This is a genomic window from Mycobacterium sp. Marseille-P9652 (assembly GCF_902652685.1).
In the GTDB taxonomy this organism is placed as follows: domain Bacteria; phylum Actinomycetota; class Actinomycetes; order Mycobacteriales; family Mycobacteriaceae; genus Mycobacterium.
Window position 1 is genome coordinate 115,207 of record NZ_CACRUY010000005.1, and the last position, 20,381, is coordinate 135,587.

16 protein-coding genes are annotated in these 20,381 nt (G+C 69.9%); 10 read left to right on the forward strand and 6 right to left on the reverse strand.

Annotated elements, in window-relative coordinates:
- The first annotated feature begins 135 nt into the window (after nt 1–135).
- Nucleotides 136–1,023: a hypothetical protein gene (locus GPY60_RS05145; RefSeq protein WP_156686553.1), complete on the forward strand. Its 888-nt coding sequence runs from the start codon at nt 136–138 to the stop codon at nt 1,021–1,023.
- 7 nt (nt 1,024–1,030) lie between these two features.
- Here the strand turns inward: GPY60_RS05145 and GPY60_RS05150 are convergent, their stop codons facing one another.
- The 4 genes from GPY60_RS05150 to GPY60_RS05165 form a co-directional block, all read right to left on the reverse strand.
- Nucleotides 1,031–2,989 carry a glycosyltransferase gene (locus tag GPY60_RS05150; protein ID WP_156686554.1) on the reverse strand — a complete coding sequence of 653 codons (1,959 nt, stop codon included), beginning with the start codon at nt 2,987–2,989 and terminating at the stop codon, nt 1,031–1,033.
- Nucleotides 2,986–4,461: an oligosaccharide flippase family protein gene (locus GPY60_RS05155; RefSeq protein ID WP_156686555.1), complete on the reverse strand. Its 1,476-nt coding sequence runs from the start codon at nt 4,459–4,461 to the stop codon at nt 2,986–2,988. Before GPY60_RS05155 ends, GPY60_RS05150 begins: the two co-directional genes overlap by 4 nt.
- A gap of 12 nt (nt 4,462–4,473) precedes the next feature.
- Entirely contained in the window at nt 4,474–5,970 is a 1,497-nt protein-coding gene (locus GPY60_RS05160) for a sugar transferase (RefSeq protein ID WP_156686589.1), read from the reverse strand.
- A gap of 144 nt (nt 5,971–6,114) precedes the next feature.
- Nucleotides 6,115–7,290, reverse strand: coding sequence for a PPE family protein (locus GPY60_RS05165; RefSeq protein WP_255457208.1), 1,176 nt, complete (start codon nt 7,288–7,290; stop codon nt 6,115–6,117).
- 494 nt (nt 7,291–7,784) lie between these two features.
- On the opposite strand from GPY60_RS05165, the gene GPY60_RS05170 reads away from it, so the two are divergent.
- The 4 genes from GPY60_RS05170 (at nt 7,785) to GPY60_RS05185 (ending at nt 12,369) form a co-directional block, all read left to right on the forward strand.
- A complete protein-coding gene (locus GPY60_RS05170) occupies nt 7,785–8,456 on the forward strand; it encodes a TetR/AcrR family transcriptional regulator (RefSeq protein WP_156686556.1) in 672 nt (223 codons plus the stop codon).
- A gap of 114 nt (nt 8,457–8,570) precedes the next feature.
- Nucleotides 8,571–9,284 carry a TetR/AcrR family transcriptional regulator gene (locus GPY60_RS05175; protein ID WP_156686557.1) on the forward strand — a complete coding sequence of 238 codons (714 nt, stop codon included), beginning with the start codon at nt 8,571–8,573 and terminating at the stop codon, nt 9,282–9,284.
- Nucleotides 9,285–9,379: 95 nt separating this feature from the next.
- Nucleotides 9,380–11,338, forward strand: coding sequence for a hypothetical protein (locus tag GPY60_RS05180; RefSeq protein ID WP_370462648.1), 1,959 nt, complete (start codon nt 9,380–9,382; stop codon nt 11,336–11,338).
- 14 nt (nt 11,339–11,352) lie between these two features.
- Nucleotides 11,353–12,369, forward strand: a complete 1,017-nt coding sequence (locus tag GPY60_RS05185; protein WP_156686559.1) for a polysaccharide deacetylase family protein — start codon at nt 11,353–11,355, stop codon at nt 12,367–12,369.
- Here the strand turns inward: GPY60_RS05185 and GPY60_RS05190 are convergent.
- Together GPY60_RS05190 and metG are read right to left on the reverse strand one after the other, a co-directional pair.
- On the reverse strand, nt 12,366–12,728 hold the full coding sequence (locus GPY60_RS05190) for a PAS domain-containing protein (RefSeq protein ID WP_156686591.1): 363 nt from the start codon (nt 12,726–12,728) through the stop codon (nt 12,366–12,368). The genes GPY60_RS05185 and GPY60_RS05190 overlap by 4 nt on opposite strands.
- Nucleotides 12,729–12,818: 90 nt before the next feature.
- On the reverse strand, nt 12,819–14,372 hold the full coding sequence (gene metG, locus GPY60_RS05195; protein WP_156686560.1) for a methionine--tRNA ligase: 1,554 nt from the start codon (nt 14,370–14,372) through the stop codon (nt 12,819–12,821).
- Between the two features lie 54 nt (nt 14,373–14,426).
- Here metG and GPY60_RS05200 point away from each other — a divergent pair, with 54 nt between their 5' ends.
- The 5 genes from GPY60_RS05200 to GPY60_RS05220 all read left to right on the forward strand — a co-directional run bounded on the left by GPY60_RS05200 (nt 14,427) and on the right by GPY60_RS05220 (nt 20,368).
- A complete protein-coding gene (locus GPY60_RS05200; protein WP_370462649.1) occupies nt 14,427–15,251 on the forward strand; it encodes a TatD family hydrolase in 825 nt (274 codons plus the stop codon).
- 170 nt (nt 15,252–15,421) lie between these two features.
- Entirely contained in the window at nt 15,422–16,549 is a 1,128-nt protein-coding gene (locus GPY60_RS05205; protein ID WP_197283543.1) for a resuscitation-promoting factor, read from the forward strand.
- Entirely contained in the window at nt 16,513–17,457 is a 945-nt protein-coding gene (rsmA, locus tag GPY60_RS05210) for a 16S rRNA (adenine(1518)-N(6)/adenine(1519)-N(6))-dimethyltransferase RsmA (protein ID WP_156686592.1), read from the forward strand. Before GPY60_RS05205 ends, rsmA begins: the two co-directional genes overlap by 37 nt.
- Nucleotides 17,458–17,514: 57 nt before the next feature.
- Nucleotides 17,515–18,471, forward strand: coding sequence for a 4-(cytidine 5'-diphospho)-2-C-methyl-D-erythritol kinase (locus tag GPY60_RS05215; protein WP_197283544.1), 957 nt, complete (start codon nt 17,515–17,517; stop codon nt 18,469–18,471).
- A gap of 262 nt (nt 18,472–18,733) precedes the next feature.
- Complete coding sequence (locus tag GPY60_RS05220) at nt 18,734–20,368, forward strand: fatty acyl-AMP ligase (RefSeq protein WP_156686563.1); 1,635 nt, start codon at nt 18,734–18,736, stop codon at nt 20,366–20,368.
- Nucleotides 20,369–20,381: the final 13 nt, after the last annotated feature.

Consider the following 20,381-nt stretch of genomic DNA (forward strand, 5'->3'; position numbering starts at 1 on the left):
CGATGTCGCCGGCGAGCGGGAAGTCATTGGGGCGGCGGGACGTTCGGACGTTTCTCGGTACCGGCCGCGACGTGGCGTGGTAGCTTTGATCGTCCCGCATCGGTTTGCTCGAGAGACGCCCCGGATGACCGCCTGATGGCCACAAGCACAACACCGCCCTTCAGGACGCTCAAGCAGAAGATCCGGCGAATCCTCGGCGGCGAAACGCGCGACCAGCTCAAGGATCTCGTTCTCCACGATCACTCCCAGTGGCTGAAGGCCAACCACGTCAACCCGCTGAACCGGGCCGGCAAGAGGTGTTTCTCCGCGACCGACGAGGACGGGATCACGCTGGAGATCCTGCGCCGGATCGGCCGCCTCGACGACGGGGTGTTCGCCGAGTTCGGGGTGGGCGACGGCACCCAGAACAACACCCTGATCCTGGCCGCGCTGGGGTGGAAGGGATTTTGGGTCGGCGGTCAGGATCTGGCGGTCACGTTCGAACCCGGCCCCCGTTTCACCTACGAGAAGGCGTGGATCACCGCCGAGAACATCCTCGCGCTCAGCCGATCCTGCCTGCAGAGAATCGACGCCACGCACGTCGACGTCGTGTCGCTGGACCTCGACGGCAACGACATCTACCTCGTCGAGAAGCTCCTGGCGGACGGCATGCGCCCGAGCCTCTTCATCGTCGAGTACAACGGCAAGTTCCCGCCGCCGGTGAAGTTCCAGATCGCCTACGATCCCGGTCACGTCTGGCAGTCCGACGACTACTTCGGCGCTTCGCTCGCGAGTTTCGCCGAACTCTTCGCGCGCCACGACTACCGCCTGGTGTGCTGCAATTCCCACTCCGGCTCCGACGCCTTCTTCGTCGATGCGGCGCTGGCAGGCCATTTCGCGGACGTGCCGACCGACATCGGCGACATCTACGTCGAGCCCCGATACTTCCTCTACGGCAACTTCGGACAGCACCCGACGTCCCCCCGCACGGTGTCGAAAATTTTGGGCGGCGCCGCGGCCGGGCGCCAAACCGGCGGAGCCTGAGGCTGATTCACAGCACGGCATTGATCGCGTCGAGATAGGCGTCGGTCATCGCCTCGACCGTGTAGTGCTTGCGCATGCGCTCGAAGCCGCGCCGGCCGACCGCGGGCAGCGCGTCGGGATCCGCCAGGATCCCGGCGAGGTGCTCCCGCCACCCGGACACCGTGACCGGCTCGACGAGAAACCCGGCCCGGCCGTGGTCGAGCATCTCGGGAACGGCGCAAATCGCCGACGCCGCAACGGGCACCGCCCGGGCCATGGCCTCGAGAATCACCAACGGGAACGCCTCCGAACGGCTGGGGACGCACAGCAGGTCGGCGTCGGCCAGCGCCGGTCCCGGCCCGGCCGACCACCCACGCCACCGCACCCGGCTCTGCAGGTGCGCGGGCGTCAGCGCCTCCAGCCTCTCCCGGTCCGGGCCGTCACCGAAAATCGAGAGCCGCCAGGGCATGTCGCCGAGCGCGGCCAGCGCCTCGATGAGCAGGTGCGGGTTCTTGTGCTCCACGATGCGCGACAGCATCACCAGGTGCGGCGGCGCCCCCGCCGCGCGTACGCGCGGGGCCGGTTCACCGGTCAGCACGACGCCGTTGGGTGCGATGAACCGGCGCCCCCAGAGCCGGTGCTGGGCGGCCAGCATGTCCCAATGCCGTTGCGCGAGAACGATGAAACCGTCGGCGCGGCGCATCGCGGCCGTCAGCGCCCGCGAATAGATGGGCCGGTCGGTCTCGGGGGGGACGTGGGGGGCGACCAGCCAGCGCCGGCCGGGGGAGGCCGCGCGCCACAGCGTGGCGAACCCGGCCTCGGTGTTGGTGTCGGCGGTGACGAGCACCGCCGGTCCGTCGGGAAGGTCGACGGCCGGCGCCCACCAGGGCTGGCGCACGACGCGGACGCTGGGCGGGATCTCCCGGATCAGCGGGCCGAACCGCTGCACGCACACCACGGTGACGCGGTACCCGCGGCGGTCCAATTCCGTTGCCAGCAACGCCTTTTGCCGCTCGGCACCACCGTAGACCAGTCGGTTGGTGGTGATCACGATGGCCGGCAGGTCCCGTCGCCCGGTTCCGCCCCGCGCCTTCGCCTTGGGCCGCCGCAGGCGATCCAGCGCGGTGGTGGCCGCCAGGTAGGCGTCGGCGTGGTGGACGCCGCGCTGATGCTCGAGGAGCAGCGCGGTGCCGGCGCGAGCCAGGTCGCGGTTGCGGCGCCGGTCGTCGGCCGCGGCGGTCACCGGTCGGGTGCGGCGCACGCCGAGTTCGTCGGCCAGCAGCACCCGCCAGCCCGCCGCGCGCGCCCGCGCCGGCCAGTCGGCGGCCCCGCCGTAGCGGTAGAACTCCTCGTCGAAGCCGCCCACCGTGTTCCAGGCCGCGCGGCTGATCGCCACGCACGTGCTGCCCACATGGCCGAGGCCGCGGCGCTCGGCGGGCCGTCGGGCATACAGCGGCGAAAGCGGGCTGGCGCGAAGGGGATTCGAATAGCCAGCCGCCTCGGCCAGCGACCGGGTGAGCGTCGCGGGGCGCGTCGCGGTGTCCCACGGCGCCCAGCCGGGCGCCGTGTCGTCGGCAACCAGCGGCGAGACGGCCGCCACGCGGGGCCGGCGGAGCAGCTCCCGGGTGCGCGTCAGCGGCCCCAGCAACCGCGCGTCGGCGTCGAGCAGCAGCAGGTCGGCGTCGCCGGGGACGTGCTCCACGAGCGTGTTGACCGCCGCGGCGTAGCCGAGATCCGCCGGGCCGGACACCCAGTGGACCGACGGGTGCCGGGCCGCCAATCCTTCGCCGGCGCAACCCTCTTCGCCGGCGAGGTAGACATAGACGTCGATGCCGGGCAGGTGCTCGGCGACGCTCGCCAGGCAGGGGTCGAGCGGCTGGTGGGCGCAATCGGTTGCGATGAGCACCACGAGCGGGCGCGTGGACGGCAGTCGGGTCGCCCCGCCGACCGGGCGCTTGAGGTAGGCCCGGTCCAACTCCCGCGTCATGCCAACAGCGGGTTCGGGCGCGACGCGGTGCGCAACGACGCCAGGTCCGACAAACGCAGCGGGCCGAACGCGGCGCTGACGACCAAGTAGGCCGCGGCGGCGGCGGCCAGAACGAGCACCACGTGCTGACCCGAGAGCAGCAGCGTCACGACGACGCTCGCCCCCGTCGGAATCAGCAGCCGCACCAGGAACCTCACCGGCGTACGGTAACCGCACCGCCGGCGCAGCCACCAGCTGCCGACGACCATGTTGAAGAATTCCGTGCACACCAGCGCGACGCCGCGGCCGACGGCGCCGAACCGACCCGCGAGGGCGACGTTGAGCGCGACGTTGAGCACGAGCGTGGCCATCGTCAGCCAGAACAGCACGCGCTGGTGATGGCTGGCGACCAGGCCCTGTCCCAGGGTGCCGCTGACGAACCGCAGGGCGGCCGCGACGAACAACAGCGCCAGCACCGGCGTTCCGCGCGCCATGAACGCCTTGTCACCGAACAACCCGATCAGCGGGCCGGCCAGCAGCGCGCCGACCACCGCGACGGGGACCGCCACGAAGTACATCAGCTCGACGCTGCGGCGCAGGAAGCCGGCGAAGGCGGCGACGTCCCGCGCGAACAGCTCGTTGGCCGTCGAGAGCGTCGACTTGAGGAAGATCAGCGACACCACGATCGTGTTGAACGCGATCGTGAAGGCCAGGCCGTACACACCGACCTCCGACTGCGTGCTCAGCAGCGAGAGGATGACACCGTCGGCGCGGCAGTACATCAGCCCCACCACCAGAAAACCGATGAGCGGCAGGCTTTCCCGCAGCAGGTCGGCGGCCTCGCGGGGCGCGAAGACGGGGCGCACCGAGATGTGCCGCGTGGCCGCGGCGCCCTGGATCACCAGCTGCAGCGCGGGCGGGATGAGTTGCGCGACGGCGAACCAGACGACGTCGGCGCGCGCCGCGACCAGGCAGGCCACCATGCCCAGGGCGGCCAGGCGGGCGGCGACGTCGGAGATTGCGACCGCGGTGAACCGCACGGTGGCGAGGAACACCGGCTCGAACCGCGTCGTCATGGTCTGCATGAGCAGAGCCCCCGACAGCACGACGAGCATGACGCGCACGTTGTGGTCGTGGTAGACGAACAGCCCCGACACCGCGGCCAGCGCGGCCAGCGGAAGGCAGTACACCAGGGCCATGCCGCTGTTCACCCGCACCAGCCGCTCGAGGTCGCCTCGCCCGGACGTCACGCGGCGCACGATCACGGTGGCGATACCGAGGTCGGCGAGGCTCGCCCACATGGCGATGAACATCACCGCGATGGACAGCTGGCCGTAGTGCCCGGGTCCCAGGTAGCGCGCGGTCATCGCCACCGAGATCACTGAGGCCAGCATCCCCAGCGCCCGGCAGATCAGCTGGATGGAGAACGCGTGGGCCATCCGCGCAACCGGGACCGACGAACCGAGCGCGCCGGGTGCCGTCGGCTCAGTCATGGCCGGTGGCACCTAGTACGCCCCGTGGCTCGTCAATACGGCTTTCACGGTCTTGGCGATGATCATCAGGTCACCCGACATGGACCAATTGTCGACATACGACAGGTCCAGCCGCACGGATTCTTCCCAAGAAAGATCGGAACGGCCGCTCACCTGCCACAGCCCGCTGACGCCCGGCTTCACCAGCAGCCGCCGGTGGACGTCGCCGTCGTAGTTCTCGACCTCGCGCCGCAGCGGGGGGCGCGGGCCGACGACGCTCATGTCGCCCTTGAGCACGTTGATGAACTGAGGCAGCTCGTCGATGCTGAACCGGCGCAGCATCCGGCCGACGGGAGTGACGCGGGGGTCCTGGCGCAGCTTGAACAGCACGCCGCCCGCGCCTTCGTTCATCGACATCAGGTGGTCGAGCTGCTTGTCCGCCCCGTCGGTCATCGTGCGGAACTTGAGCATCGTGAACGGCTTGCCATCAATGCCGATGCGCTCGGAGTGGTAGAAGACCGGACCCTTGCTCGTCAGCTTCACGGCGAGGGCGGCCACCAACAGGACCGGCGCCGTCGCGATCAGGGCGGCCAGTGAGAAGCAGAAGTCGAAAGCCTGCTTCTGGAACCGCTGCGTGCCCTCGTATTGCGGCTTCTCGACGTGCAGCAGGGGCACGCCGGCGGTGAGGCGCAGGGCCAGCCGCGCCTCCGCGACGTCCATCACGCCGGGCGACACCACCAGGTCGATGTCCATGGTCTCCAGCTGCCACATCAGCTCCCTGATGGCGTGCATGCCGAAGTCGGTGGTCTGCGCGATGGCGACCGTGTCCGCGCCGCACCTCTCGATCGCCGCCGCCGCGTAGGTTTCGTCACCGAGAATCGGGACCCGGCGGCCGCCGACCTTCAGCGTGTTGCCGCGCGGCCCCCCGTAGCCGGGGATGCACACGCCGACTACGACGCACCCGTCACTGGGATTGCGGCCGAACTCGTGCGCGAGGTGGGACACCGCCTGCCGGTCCCCGATCGCCAGCACCCGGGTCAGGCAACGGCCGCGAGCGCGCTGACGGCGGATGTACGTGCGCCACAGGCTGCGGCTGGTCAGCAGACCCAAGGTGCCGGCGGGCAGCGCGATCGCCAGGTAGCCGCGTGCGAGGTCGACCTTTGCCAGCATCGTGACCATCGCGATGATGCCGAACGTCCAGAACGACGCCGTGCCGATGCGACGGTACTCCTCGATCCCGGCGCCGATTACCCGCGGCGACCGCGTCTGCATGATGGCCAGCGACGAAAGCCACAGCGCGGCGAAGATAAATGAGTACAGCGTGATGACGGGGTCCGAGTAGCCCGACGTGTTCTGGAAGTCGCCGAACCGGACCGATTGAGCCAGGATTACCGCGGCGAACACGATCACCGCGTCGCTGATGCGGAGCCAGCGTGAGTACTGGTACTGCCAGCGCCGCAGGGTGGTGGCACCGGACAACGGTGCCGGACGGGCGGGGGCCGGCACCCCCGCGGTGCGGACGCGCGGCATGGGCGTCGGCGTCGATTTGATCGGTGGAATCGCCTGCGGCAGAGCGACCTTCGCCGTGAGGCGGGCCGCCGGGGCGATCAGCCGTCCGGCGGCAACCGCCTTTGACTTCCGGGGAATCACCTGCTCGGTCGTCATCGGGCGGCCCTATGCGTATCCGCCGGCCGGCGGCCGCGTCATGATCGTCGGGACGATGCCGTAGCGCGGCCCCAGCGACTTGGTCGCCGACGCCAGCCGCGGCAGCGAGCCCAGCATGGTCGGGGGCACGGCCGGCGTGCCGAGGGCGTTGGGCAGCGCGGCGGCGGCGCTCACCGGCGCCGTCGGGATCACGCTGGTCCAGCTGGCGGGCACGGACAGGGGACCCAGCGCGCTGGCGGTGCCGAGGCTGCCGAACACGCTGGAGCCGAGCGCTCCGGCCGAGCCGGCCGCGCTCGCCACTCCCGACGCCGCCCCCGCGGCGGCCGCGGCAACCCCGTCGCCGGCGGCCTTGGCCAGACCTTGGACAGTCTGGGCGATCCCGAGCACCGAGGACAGTCCGTACAGCGGCGTCGCCCCGGCCATCAGCCAGGTCGGCAGGGAGTAGGGCAGGTTGGTCGTGAAGCTCGAGATCGTCGACGACAGGGTGCTGGACAGGGCCGCCGAGGAGGTCGAGGTGCCCAGCATCGCCGTGGCCGGCGTCGTGAGCGCCTGCAAGGTGGCCGGGACGGAGGACACCAGGCTCGCCAGGGAGAACTGGCTCTCCGCCGAGACGGAGGCCGCCTGGGTGACCGCCGCGGCCTGCTGGCCCAGGCCCGCCGGGCTGGTGACCTCCGGCGGCGAGGCGAACGGCGTGACCTCGGTGGCCGCCGCCGCGTGCGCCGCGTACTGGTACATGGCCGCCGCGTCCTGGGCCCACATCTCGCCGTATTCGGCTTCGGTGGCCGCGATGGCGGGCAGGTTCTGGCCGAAGAAGTTGGTGGCGATCAGCGCCGCGAGTTGGGCCCGGTTGGCGGCGACAGCGGGCGGGGGCACGGTCATGGCGAACGCGGCCTCGTAGATCTCCACGGAGAGCCGCGCGTGGCTGGCCGACTCGGCGGCCCGCGCGGCGGCCCCGGACACCCACGCGACGTACGGTCCGAACGCCGATGCCATGGCCAGCGACGTCGGGCCCATCCAGCGGTTGGTCACCAGTCCGGCGATCACCGACTTGTACAGGCTGGCGGCGGTGTGCAGTTCCGCGGCCAGGCCGTCCCACGCTACGGCAGCCGCGACGAGCGATCCCGGGCCGGGACCGGCATACATTCGTGCGGAGTTGATCTCCGGCGGGAGCGCACCAAAGTCCACGACTCAGCCCCTCGCCCGCACGGGGACGTGGCCGCGTGCCCGTCGTTCGCCGCCGAGCGGGTGCCCGTCGGTGCCGGCGGATGCCGCAGAAGCGACCGGCTGGGTGGTGACCATCGAAACGTGCCTCTCGTGAGGGGGTGGAGAGTGCCGGACCAGCGGAACCGCTGAGACCAACAGACGTATAATAGCGGATGAAACATACCTTTAGTACGTCTATTCTGTGTGTTCCGTATTACAGGTTTACGTAGCCTTACCTGTGCTACTAGGGCCTTACGTCCCTTCGTTCGCGAAAACTGTTAGTCTCCAAAAATCGGTGTGAACGTCGCCCGCGACTTCGGTGCGCGTTCGCGCCGGACCGCTGAACACCGCATGAACACCATTTGAAGCTGGCCGGGCAGAACCGAGGTGCGCGCCCTGAAGGTCACATGCATGTCGTCGCCGGCCGGCGGTGACCACGATGTTCCGGCAGTTAGAGAGCAGATTTCTCAGTTGCAATGACGACCCACTCGACCGACGGACGCGCGGACGCGACACGGCGCCAGATTCTTCGCGCCGCCGCGCACCAGTTCGCGCGCCGCGCCTATCACGAGGTGGGTCTCGACGACATCCTCGCCGATGCCGGACTGACCAAGGGCGCGATGTACTTCCACTTCAAATCGAAGTACGCGCTGGCGGTGGCGATCATCGATCACGAGACATCAGACGGCGCCATCGTCGTGGAAGACCTCCTGAGCAGGGGTTTGTCGGGACTCGAGACCCTGATCGACTTCTCCTACCTGATCGCCGTCCAGGACATCACGACCGACGAGGTCAGGGCCGGGCTCAACCTCATCGAATCGGTCGGCCTGTCCGAGGGGCTGCAGGAGCGGCTGCTGGGCAGCTGGGCGAAGGCCCTGGCCGGGGTCGTCGAGCAAGCCATCGCCGAGGGCGACATCGGCGAACAGTGGGACCCGCAGGATGTGGGGCGCTTCATCGTGTCGCTGCACATGGGCCTGCGGAAGACCAGCTCCCTCGATCAGCCGGAACAATTTCTGCTCGACCTGGAGAAGAGCTGGGCGCTCATCCTGGCGGGCATCCTGCAACCGGAGCGCGCTGACTATTTCCGGCAGTTCCTCCGGCGGCGCGCGTCGCTCGCGATCAACGCGAATTCCCACGGGGAGCACTAGCGCCTGACGAGGACCGGCCGTTTTCGAGCGCCGAGCGGGCGCGGGCCGCGGTCGTTTACGTTAGTCTCTCGCCGGGCACGTTGCCCGGCCGAGACTTCCGGGAGGACACAAGCGATGGCGCGTCAGGTTCGATCTGAAGCCACTCGGCGGAAGATCTTCGACGCGGCAATCGATGTGTTCGGCGACGTCGGATTCGCCGCCGCCGGCTGGGGGACGATCATCGAGCGCACCGGCATGACGAAGGGCGCCCTCTACCACCACTTCGATTCGAAGGAAGCGCTGGCATCGGCCGTCATCCAGGAGGGTTCGCAATCGCTGCTGAACGCGTTCCGGAACGTCTGCGGGGCGTCGTCGCCGGGTCTCGAGAACATGGTGCACGGCACATTCACCGTCGTGAAAACGCTGAATTCGGACAAGATGGCCCGCACGGCCGTGCAACTGGCGTCCGGGCTGAGCGGGTACAACGAGGCGGTCTCGCGCTTCTACGCGAGCCTGGTGGCCGAGATGGCCGACCAGGCCCGGCGCGCGGTCGCCGAGGGCGATGTGCGCGACGACGTCGACCCCGAAGTGGTCAGTGAGTCGATCGTCGGCGCCGTCTTCGGAACGCTGTTGCTTTCGGACGCGGTGTCGCGCAACGGCGCGGCCCCGAACGGTGACGCGGACGAGCCCACCGTGCGGCTGCGGCACCTCTGGGAGCTGTTGCTCCCCGGCGTCGTCTCGGACGCCTCACTGGCGTACTTCCGGCAGTTCCTGCGCCGGGAGGCCGTGCGCCACACCCCGGTCGCCGCCGCCCGCGAGGGTGCCGGCGCGGAGCCCACTACCACCTAGCAGTCCCTGACCGCCCGCTCGAGGCGCGCCGCGCAGTGATTTTCGATTGATTTCGGCGACCTACTCGAAGACTGCATACTGTTGCCGTGAAGTACCTGAAGTATGTGGCCAGAGTTGTCGCCGTGGCCGCTGTGCTCGCCGCCTCGACCCTCAGCGCCCCGCCGTCCTGGGGGGCGCCCGGCGACCCGGTGACGTCCGCGGACTCGACGACCCTGTCCCTGGCCGATCTCGGGTCTTCGCCCATGCTGGAATTCTGGGGGCTCACCAGCAGCCAGCAGCTGACCGTGCCGGTGCTGCACGGGCTGACACCGACGGCACTCAACGCGACCGTCGAGCTGCCCATCAACCTGCGGTCGGGGCTGCTCACCGTCACGCAGGGCGAACGCACTCTTGCCCGGATCAACCTGCCGACGGCCGATCAGACGCCGATCGTCATTCCGCTCACGGGGGCGGAGGTGGACGACGACTGGCTGACGGTGACCATGCGCGCGTACCTCGTGCCCCAGGAGGGATTCTGCCTCTACCCGGAGAGCCCGTTGCGCCTCGTCGGCGGGACGATCAGCTACACCGGGGTCGAGCAGCCGCCCAACACGGTCGCCCATTTCCTGCCGCCGGTGCTGCGCAAGCTGAGCATCTATCTGCCGCAGTCGCCGTCGCCCGCCGAATCCGACACGGCCGTCCGGCTGGCCACCTCCGCCGCCGCCCACTACGGCAAACAGACTCCCGACATCGTGGTGGTGCCCCTCGGGGAGGGGCAGGCGGCCCCGCCCGCACCGCCGCAGCCCATGGAGCGCCAGATCGTCGTCAAGGAGGGGCCGGACAACGGGATGTCGATCCAGGGCTCCGGCGGAGTGCCCTACCTGTTGATGTCGGGGCCCCTCGGGCAGGCCGACGAATCCGACATCGCCATGCTGTTCAACGACCTGTCGCAGCTGGCCGTCTCGACCAAGGCCTCGGTCGAGACGCTCAAGCCGAACGTGCAACTGCCCGGTGACACGGCGTCGATGCGCGACGTAGGGCAGCCGTTCGCGAACGCGACGTCGCTGCAGCCGCGCGTGTCGATCGGCTTGGACCAGACGCGGTTCGGCAGATCCTTCCACTCGGTGCGGGTGCACCTCGTGGGCTCGTACACCCCGACGCCCGGCAACATCGGCGGCCAGATCACCGCGGCGGTCGGCGCCGAGACCATCGACCACTGGGCGACCGACGGCCACGGCAACATCGACCGCTGGATCGACGTGCCCGACCGGTTACTGCAGCGCTACACCAGCCTTGATCTGGTGCTCGACGTCGCGAGCAACGTCGGTCATTGCGGCGACTTCTACACCGCCGGGCCGGGAAATCAGCTCCTGACGCTGAACATCAACGGCGACACCACCATTCAGACGAGCCCCGCCTCGCCGCCCATACCCGACGGCTTCCAGTCCGTGCCGCAGACGTTGATGCCGCGCGTCCAGGTGGGGATCGAACCGCACTCGCTGATCGACACGATCCGGGCGATCAACATCCTGGTGGGACTGCAACGGATCAGCGCGGTGCTGATCGGGACGACGGTCACCGGTGTGAAGCAGGCGATCGAGTCGTCGAACCCCGCGATCGTGATCGCCGCCGACGGGTGGAACCACTCCGACGTCGCGCTACCGGTGTCGGCGGGGCCGAGCGGACCCATCACGGTCAACGCCGTCGAAGCCGGTGGCAAACCCACCAAGCTCACGCTGGACCCGACCATGCGGTTCGCTTCTCTCCAAACGGTTTTCAACCGCGGCCGGTCCTTGCTCGTCGCGACGTCCAACGGCGCGCCGGGGCAACTCGACGAGTTGCTGCGCTGGCTCAACAGCGACAACAACAAGCACTGGCAGCGGCTCAAGGGAGTCGCCGCGGTGGCCATCCCCGGGCAAGACCCGGTGACCGTGCAGCAGCCGCCCACCTCCGGCCCCGCCGCCGGGTCCCAGGGCCACCAATCGGATCTCGAGTGGCTGTGGTGGTTCGGGGCGGGTTGGCTCGTGCTGGCCATCGTCGGTGCCGGGATCATCGTGCTGCGCACCAGGCGCTGAGCCGGCACCGCGCGATGCGACCGGCCATCCGCGTTATCGCGGCCGGGCTGCTGTGCGCCGCGGGGGTGCCGGCGCTGACGCGGCGTCGGCACCGCGACCGGCTCGCGATCGTGATGTTCCATGGCGTGACCGACCGCCCGCTGTCACCGCCGTGCCGGCATGTGACCGCGACGGCGCTGTACCGCCGTCAAATGCGTTATCTGCGAGAGCATTTCAACGTCCTGCCGCTTGAGGACGCCCTCGGCCGGCTCGCCGCGGGCACGCTGCCGCCGCGCGCGGTGGCGATCACGTTCGACGACGGCACCCGAAACCTTGCGACGCACGCGCTGCCGGTGCTGCGGGAACTGAAGCTGCCGGCGGCGCTGTTTCTCGCGACGGGCCCGATCGGCAGCGACGAAACCCTGTGGCCCGACCGGTTGTGGCTCGCTGTCGCCCGCACCACCGCGGCCAGGGTGGACCTGTCGGTGCTGGGGCTCGGCACCCGTTCGCTCGACGGTGCCGCGAGCCGCGGCCGAACCTACGGGGCCGCGGTGGAGGCGCTGAAGGACCTGGCCGACGACCGACGCATCGCCGTCCTGGACGACGTCCTCGGCGCCCTGGGCCACCGCGACGACGGCGACCCGGGCCCGTTCCGGATGTTGACCTGGACGGAGGCGCGTGAGATGGCGCGCGACGGCCTGGTCGCGCTGTATCCGCACACGGTGACGCACCCGATCCTCGCGCGGTGCGGCGACGACAAGGTCGAGCGGGAGATCACCGACTCGTGCCGCGCGATCCGGGGCGAAACCGGCTCAGCGCCAAGGGTATTCGCCTACCCCAACGGGCAGCCCCAGGACTTCGACGGCCGCGCCCGCGATGTCCTGCGCGGTTGCGGCGTGCGCTGGGCGCTGTCCACCACGCCGGGGTTCGCCGACCGCCACAGCGACCCGCTTTCGTTACCGCGGTTGGCGGCCGGCAGCGCACCGTCGTTCGCCTACTTCCGCCTCATGGTCTCCGGCGGGCTGCCGCGCCGCCGCGCGCGGGTCGGCTAACGGCCCTCCTGCCAGAGCTGTTCGGTGAGGTCCTGGAAGGCCGCGAGGGCGAACTGGTCGTCCGCCCGTCGCACCGCCGACCGGCTCATCAGCGCGCGCACGACCGAGCCGTCCTTGTGCGCCAACTCGACGACCTCGTTGGCCAGCGCGTGGACGACCGACAGGAGGGACTCGGACGCCGGCGCCTCATGGAAGATCTGGTGGAACTTCAGGCACAGGACTTCTTCCGGCTCGTAGCCGAGCATCTCGGCAAACGCGGTGTTCGTGAACAGGATGCTGCCGTCGTGCGCGATGGCGAGCACGGGAACCGGAATCCGCTCCAGCACGACCAGGGCGGGCAGTTGCTGCAGCGCCGTCATCGGTGACTCGGCCTGCTGCGGGTTGCGTCTTCGGTCCACGGCCCGATTATTGCGTATTGCGAGCCTATTGCCGGACGGAAATTTTGCTGTTCATTCAACTTCCGTTGCCGGCTGGTAGCGGGGAAAGACGCCCGTGGGCGCCGGCAGCGCCGTGCCCGGGACCAATCGCACGCCCACGGCGGAAAACGCGCGGCGGTCCGGCGGCTGCCCGAGCAGGTCCAGCAACTTGCCGGCCGAATCGGGCACAACGGGCTGGACCAGCAGGGCAGCGATCCGCACCGCCTCGCACGTCGTGTAGAGGACGGTGCGAAACCGGGCCTGGTCGAGCTCGGACTCGCTTTTGCGCAGCACCCAGGGCTGCTGCGCGGAGAAGTACTTGTTGGCCTCGCCGAGCATCAGCCAGATCGCCTCCAGCGCCAGGTGCATCGCCTGCTCGTCGAAGTGGGCCCGCACCCGATCCAGCAACGCGTCGGCCGCCGCCAGCAAACCGGTGTCCGCCTCGGTCAGCTCACCGGGTTCGGGCACCACGCCGCCGAGGTTCTTGGCCACCATCGACAGCGAGCGCTGGGCGAGGTTGCCGAGCTCGTTTGCCAGGTCGGCGTTGATCCGGCTGACGATCGCCTCGTCGCTGTAGCTGCCGTCCTGGCCGAACGGGACTTCGCGCAGCAGGAAGTAGCGCACCTGGTCGACGCCGAACGTGTCCACCAGGGCGTCCGGGGCCACGATGTTGCCCACCGACTTGCTCATCTTCTCGCCGCGGTTGAGCAGGAACCCGTGCGCGAACACCCGGCGCGGCAGCTCGATGCCGGCCGACATCAGAAACGCCGGCCAGTAGACGGCGTGGAACCGGATGATGTCCTTGCCGATCATGTGCAGGTCGGCGGGCCAATACCGGCGGTACAGGTCGGATTCGGTGTCGGGGAAGCCGGCGCCGGTCAGGTAGTTCGTCAGCGCGTCGACCCAGACGTACATGACGTGATCGGGGTGGTCGGGCACCTTGACGCCCCAGTCGAACGAGGTGCGCGAGATCGACAGGTCGCGCAGCCCGCCGGAGACGAAGCTGACGACCTCGTTGCGCCGCACGTCGGGGGCGATGAAGTCCGGGTTGGCCGCGTAGTGGGCGAGCAGCTTGTCGGCGTACGCCGACAGCCGGAAGAAATAGGTCCGCTCCTCGGTCCACGTCACCGGGGTGCCGGTCTCCGTCGCGATCCGGACGCCGTCCACGACCTCGGTCTCGGATTCGACGAAGAACCGCTCGTCGCGCACCGAATACCAGCCCTCGTAGGTGTCCAGGTAGATGTCGCCCGCGGCCTCCATCCGGCGCCAGATCTCCTGCGAGGCCGCGTGGTGGTCGGCGTCGGTGGTCCGGATGAAGCGGTCGAAGGAGATGTTCAACTTCTCCTGCAGGCGCTGGAAGACGTCGGAGTTGCGGCGGGCCAGGTCGGCGGTGGGCAGCCCTTCGGCCGCGGCCGCCTGGGCGACCTTCAGGCCGTGTTCGTCGGTGCCGGTCAGGAAGCGCACGTCGAAGCCGTCGAGCCGCTTGAACCGCGCGATCGCGTCGGTGGCGATGTACTCGTACGCGTGCCCCAGGTGCGGTGCGGCGTTGGGGTACGTGATCGCGGTGGTGACGTAGTAGGGCCTCATCGAGACTCACCCTATTGTGTGGCGGTGGCCTCCAGCCGAGCGAGTGAACGCGACATGCCCCCCGCCCCGGAGCCGCTGGCGCCGCTGATCGATGCCCACACCCACCTCGACGCGTGCGGGGCACGCGACGCCGACGGGGTGACCGCGATCGCGGACCGCGCCGAGGCGGTGGGCGTCGGCGCGATGGTCACGATCGCCGATGACCTGGACTCGGCGCGCTGGGTGACGCGGGCCGCCGACTGGGATCGGAGGGTGTACGCCGCGGTCGCGCTGCACCCGACCCGCGCCGGCGCGCTCGACGACGCGGCCCGCGTCGAGATCGAGCGGCTGGCGGCGCACCCGAGGGTGGTGGCGGTCGGCGAGACCGGCCTGGACCTGTACTGGCCGGGGCGGCTGGAGGGCTGCGCCGAACCGGCCGTTCAGCGCGAGGCGTTCGCCTGGCACATCGACCTGGCCAAGCGGTGCGGAAAGCCGCTGATGATCCACAACCGCGAGGCCGACGCCGAGGTGCTCGACGTGCTGGCCGCCGAGGGCGCCCCCGAGACCGTGATATTCCACTGCTTCTCCTCCGACGCCGCGATGGCCCGCCGATGCGTGGACGCGGGGTGGTTGCTGAGCTTGTCGGGAACGGCCAGCTTCCGTAACGCCCGCGCCCTGCGGGAAGCCGTTCCGCTGATACCGGGGGAGCAGCTCCTGGTCGAAACGGACGCGCCGTTCCTGACGCCACACCCCTACCGGGGGGCAGCGAACGAACCGTACTGCCTGCCCTACACGGTGCGCGCGATCGCTGAGCTGGTGGATCGCCCTGCCGAGGAGATCGCCGCCGTCACCACGAGCAATGCGCAACGGGTGTATGGACTGGGGTCGGCGGTCGAGTGAATCCGTCCATAGGCCCGCGTTGGAGTTGCTCAACATTGGCCGGTTCGTTACCGTCTTGTGATCATGCGGGTGGGCGCTGAGCCCCTCCGCATAATCTTTGTCATTTTCTGCAGTACTTGGTCGTCGAAGCGGTTGCTAGTGGTTACTGAGGTCGGAAGCGCTTGAGTGTCTTGAACGTATTGACAAAACTTCATCAGAATCAATCACCCATGTTGCGGCTCGTGGTCGGAGGGCTGCTCCTGGTCCTGGCCTTCGCCGGCGGGTTCGCGGTTTCCGTGTCCAAGACGGTGACGCTGACAGTCGACGGCGTCGCGATGCGCGTGACCACGATGAAGTCGCGGGTGATCGACATCGTCCAGGAAAACGGCTACTCGGTCGACGAGCGTGACGACCTGTACCCCGCCGCCGACGTGCAGGTGCGCGACGCCGCGAACATCGTGCTGCGGCGCAGCCGTCCGCTGCAGATCTCGCTGGACGGCCACGACACCAAGCAGGTGTGGACCACGGCGTCGACCGTCGACGAGGCGCTCGCCCAGCTGGCCATGACCGACACCGCCCCGGCCGCTGCGTCCCGCGGCAGCCGCGTCCCCCTGGCGGGGATGGCACTGCCCGTCGTCAGCGCCAAGACGGTCCAGATCAACGACGGCGGCGCCGTGCGCTCGGTGCACCTCCCGGCGGCCAGCGTCGGTGCGCTGCTGAGCGCCGTCGGCGCGCCGCTCCTGGAAAGCGACCAGGTGGTGCCGGCCGCGAACTCGCCGATCGTCGACGGGATGCAAATCCAGGTGACCCGCAATCGGATCCGCCAGGTCACCGAGCGGATCCCGCTGCCGCCGACGTCTCACCGGGTCGAGGACCCGGACATGAACGTCAGCCGCCAGGTCGTCGAGGATCCTGGCAGCCCCGGCACGCAGGACGTCACCTTCGCCGTGGCCACCGTCAACGGCGTCGAGACCGGCCGGCTGCCCATCGCCAACACCGTGATCGCGCCCGCCCGCGACGCCGTTGTCCGCGTGGGCACCAAGCCCGGCACCGACGTGCCGCCCGTGACCAACGGTTCGATCTGGGACGCCATCGCCGGCTGCGAGGCCGGCGGGAACTGGGCGATCAACACCGGAAACGGGTACTACGGCGGGGTGCAGTTCGACCAGAGCACGTGGGAGCGCAACGGCGGCCTGCGGTTCGCGCCCCGCGCCGACCTCGCCAGCCGCGAAGAGCAGATCGCCGTCGCCGAGGTGACGCGCGAGCGTCAGGGCTGGGGCGCCTGGCCGGTGTGCAGCGGAAGGGCCGGGGCGAGCTGACGATCCGGCTGCTCGGTCGCACCGAGATCACGCGGCTGGCCAAAGAGCTGGAAATCCGGCCCCGGAAATCTCTCGGGCAGAATTTCGTCCACGACGCCAACATGGTGCGACGGGTGGTCTCCACCTCCGGGGTGAACCGCGCCGACCACGTGCTCGAGGTGGGGCCCGGCCTCGGCTCGCTCACCCTGGCGCTGCTCGACCGCGGCGCCGCCGTCACCGCCGTGGAGATCGACCCGGTGCTGGCCGGCCGGCTGCCGCAGACCGTCGCCGAGCACTCCCACAGCGAGGGCCAGCGGCTGACCGTGGTCGAGCACGACATCCTGACGCTGCGGCGCGGCGACCTCGCCCCCGGGCCGGAGCCGACCGCCGTCGTGGCCAACCTGCCCTACAACGTCGCCGTTCCGGCGCTGCTGCACCTGCTCGCCGAGCTGCCGTCGGTGCGGACCGTGACGGTGATGGTGCAGGCCGAGGTGGCCGAACGGCTCGCCGCCGAGCCGGGCGGAAAAGAGTACGGCGTGCCCAGCGTCAAGGTCCGCTTCTTCGGACGCGTCCGCCGCTGTGGCATGGTGTCGCCGACCGTCTTCTGGCCCATCCCGCGCGTCTACTCCGGGCTGGTGCGCATCGACCGGTACGAGGCCTCGCCCTGGCCCACCGACGACGCCTTCCGCCGTCGGGTGTTCGAGTTGGTCGACATCGCGTTCGCGCAGCGGCGCAAGACGGCGCGCAACGCGTTCGCCGAGTGGGCGGGCTCGGGTCACGAGTCGGCGAACCGGCTGCTGGCCGCCAGCATCGACCCCGCCCGTCGCGGCGAGACGCTGTCGATCGACGACTTCGTGCGGCTGTTGCGGCGCTCGCCCAACGGCGGCGACGGCAATCCGGAATCGGAGCCGCAGGCCTCGGCGAGCTGACGTGTCGGCACTGGTGCGTGTCGTCCACCCCGCGGCGGGGATAGTCTGCAGCCGTGGCTGATCATGTCTGACGGCAACACCGCCGCGCAGTGGGTGCCCACCGGGTCGGTCACGGTCAGGGTGCCCGGCAAGGTGAACCTGTACCTGGCCGTCGGGGACCGTCGCGACGACGGCTACCACGAGCTGACGACGGTGTTCCAGGCCGTCTCGCTGCTCGACGAGGTGACGGTCCGCAACGCCGACGTGCTGTCGCTCGAGCTCGTCGGCGAGGGCGCCGACAAGCTGCCCACCGACGAACGCAACCTGGCCTGGCAGGCGGCCGAACTGATGGCCGAACACGTCGGCCGCGCGCCCGACGTCTCGATCCTCATCGACAAGTCCATCCCGGTGGCCGGCGGCATGGCCGGCGGCAGCGCGGACGCCGCGGCCGTGCTGGTCGCGATGAACTCGCTGTGGGAACTGAACGTGCCGCGCCGCGACCTGCGCATGCTCGCCGCGCGGCTGGGCAGCGACGTTCCGTTCGCGCTGCACGGCGGCACCGCGTTGGGCACCGGCCGCGGGGAGGAGTTGGCGACCGTGTTGTCGCGCAACACGTTTCACTGGGTCCTGGCCTTCGCCGACGGCGAGCTGCTCACCCCCGCCGTCTTCGCCGAGCTGGACCGGCTCAGGGAGGCCAAGAATCCGCCGCGGCTCGCCGCGCCGGGCCCGGTGCTGGCGGCCCTGGCCGCCGGCGACGCCGCCCAGTTGGCGCCGCTGCTGGGGAACGAGCTGCAGGCCGCGGCGGTGAGCCTGAACCCGAAGCTGCGCCGCACGCTGCGCGCCGGCAAGCAGGCCGGTGCGCTGGCGGGCATCGTCTCCGGGTCCGGCCCGACGTGTGCGTTCCTGTGCCCGTCGGCGGCCGCGGCGGTCGACGTCGGCACCGAGCTGTCCGGCGCGGGAGTCTGCCGCACCGTCCGGGTCGCGACCGGGCCGGTCGCCGGCGCCCGCGTCGTGCCGGCGCCCTCCGAGGTGTGAAATTTCCCTCATCGGGCGCGACGGTTTGTTAGTTACTTAAGAGGAGTTTAAGATGGCTCGCGGTGACGAATACCGGTAAGCAGTTTCAGACGTCGGGCGGGCATTCGTCCGGACGCCGCGCCGCTGTCTGGTCGGCATCATCACCGATTCGCGACCTAACCGCCGCGCAACTGTGCTCGCGCGCCTGCTACCAAGCGTTACCCGGCGGGCGGAGGATGAGATTTCCGGGCCCTGGGCATGCGCTTAAACCGAGGAGGTTTTCGTGAGCAGGTTTACCGAGAAGATGTACCACAATGCCCGCACGACGACGACGGGCATGGTCACCGGTGAACCCCACGACCCGGTCCGCCATACCTGGGGCGAGGTGCACGAGCGCGCCCGCCGCATCGCCGGGGGGCTCGCCGCCGCGGGAATCGGCCTCGGCGACGCCGTCGGTGTGCTCGCCGGCTTCCCCGTCGAGATCGCGCCGACGGCGCAGGGCCTCTGGATGCGCGGCGCCAGCCTGACCATGCTGCACCAGCCCACGCCGCGCACCGACCTGGCCGTCTGGGCCGAGGACACCATGACGGTGATCGGCATGATCGAGGCCAAGGCCGTCATCGTCTCCGAGCCGTTCACGGTGGCCATCCCGGTGCTCGAGGAGAAGGGCATCAAGGTCCTCACCGTCGCCGACCTGCTGGCGTCGGAGCCGATCGACCCGATCGAGGTGGGCGAGGACGACCTGGCGCTGATGCAGCTGACGTCCGGCTCGACCGGCTCGCCGAAGGCCGTGCAGATCACCCACCGCAACATCTACTCCAACGCCGAGGCGATGTTCATCGGCGCGGAGTACGACGTCGACAGGGACGTCATGGTCAGCTGGCTGCCCTGCTTCCACGACATGGGCATGGTCGGCTTCCTCACCATCCCGATGTACTTCGGCGCCGAACTGGTCAAGGTCACGCCGATGGACTTCCTGCGCGACACGCTGCTGTGGGCCAAGCTCATCGACAAGTACAAGGGCACCATGACCGCGGCGCCCAACTTCGCCTACGCGCTGCTGGCCAAGCGGTTGCGCCGCAACGCCAAGCCGGGCGACTTCGACCTGTCCACGCTGCGCTTCGCCCTGTCCGGTGCCGAGCCCGTCGAGCCGGCCGACGTCGAGGACCTGCTCGACGCCGGTAGGCCGTTCGGGCTGAGGCCGTCGGCCATCCTGCCGGCCTACGGCATGGCCGAGACGACGCTGGCCGTGTCCTTCTCCAAGTGCAACTCGGGTCTGGTGGTCGACGAGGTGGACGCTGACCTGTTGGCCGCCCTGCGCCGCGCCGTGCCTGCCAGCAAGGGCAACACCCGCCGCCTGGCCACCCTCGGACCGCTGCTCAAGGACCTCGAGGCGCGCATCATCGACGAGAACGGCAACGTGATGCCCGCGCGCGGCGTCGGCGTCATCGAGCTGCGCGGCGAGTCGCTGACGCCCGGCTACCTGACCATGGGCGGCTTCATCCCGGCGCAGGACGAGCACGGCTGGTACGACACCGGCGACCTCGGCTACCTCACCGAGGAGGGCCACATCGTCGTGTGCGGCCGCGTGAAGGACGTCATCATCATGGCCGGCCGCAACATCTATCCGACCGACATCGAGCGGGCCGCGTCCCGCGTCGAGGGCGTGCGGCCCGGGTGTGCGGTCGCGGTACGACTGGACGCCGGCCACTCGCGCGAGACGTTCGCCGTCGCCGTCGAGTCCAACGCGTGGCAGGACCCGGTCGAGGTGCGCCGCATCGAGCACCAGGTCGCCCACGAGGTGGTCGCCGAGGTCGACGTCCGCCCGCGCAACGTCGTGGTGCTCGGCCCCGGGACCATTCCGAAGACGCCGTCGGGCAAGCTGCGCAGGTCGACGTCGGTCACGCTCGTCACGTAGCTCCGGCGAGCTG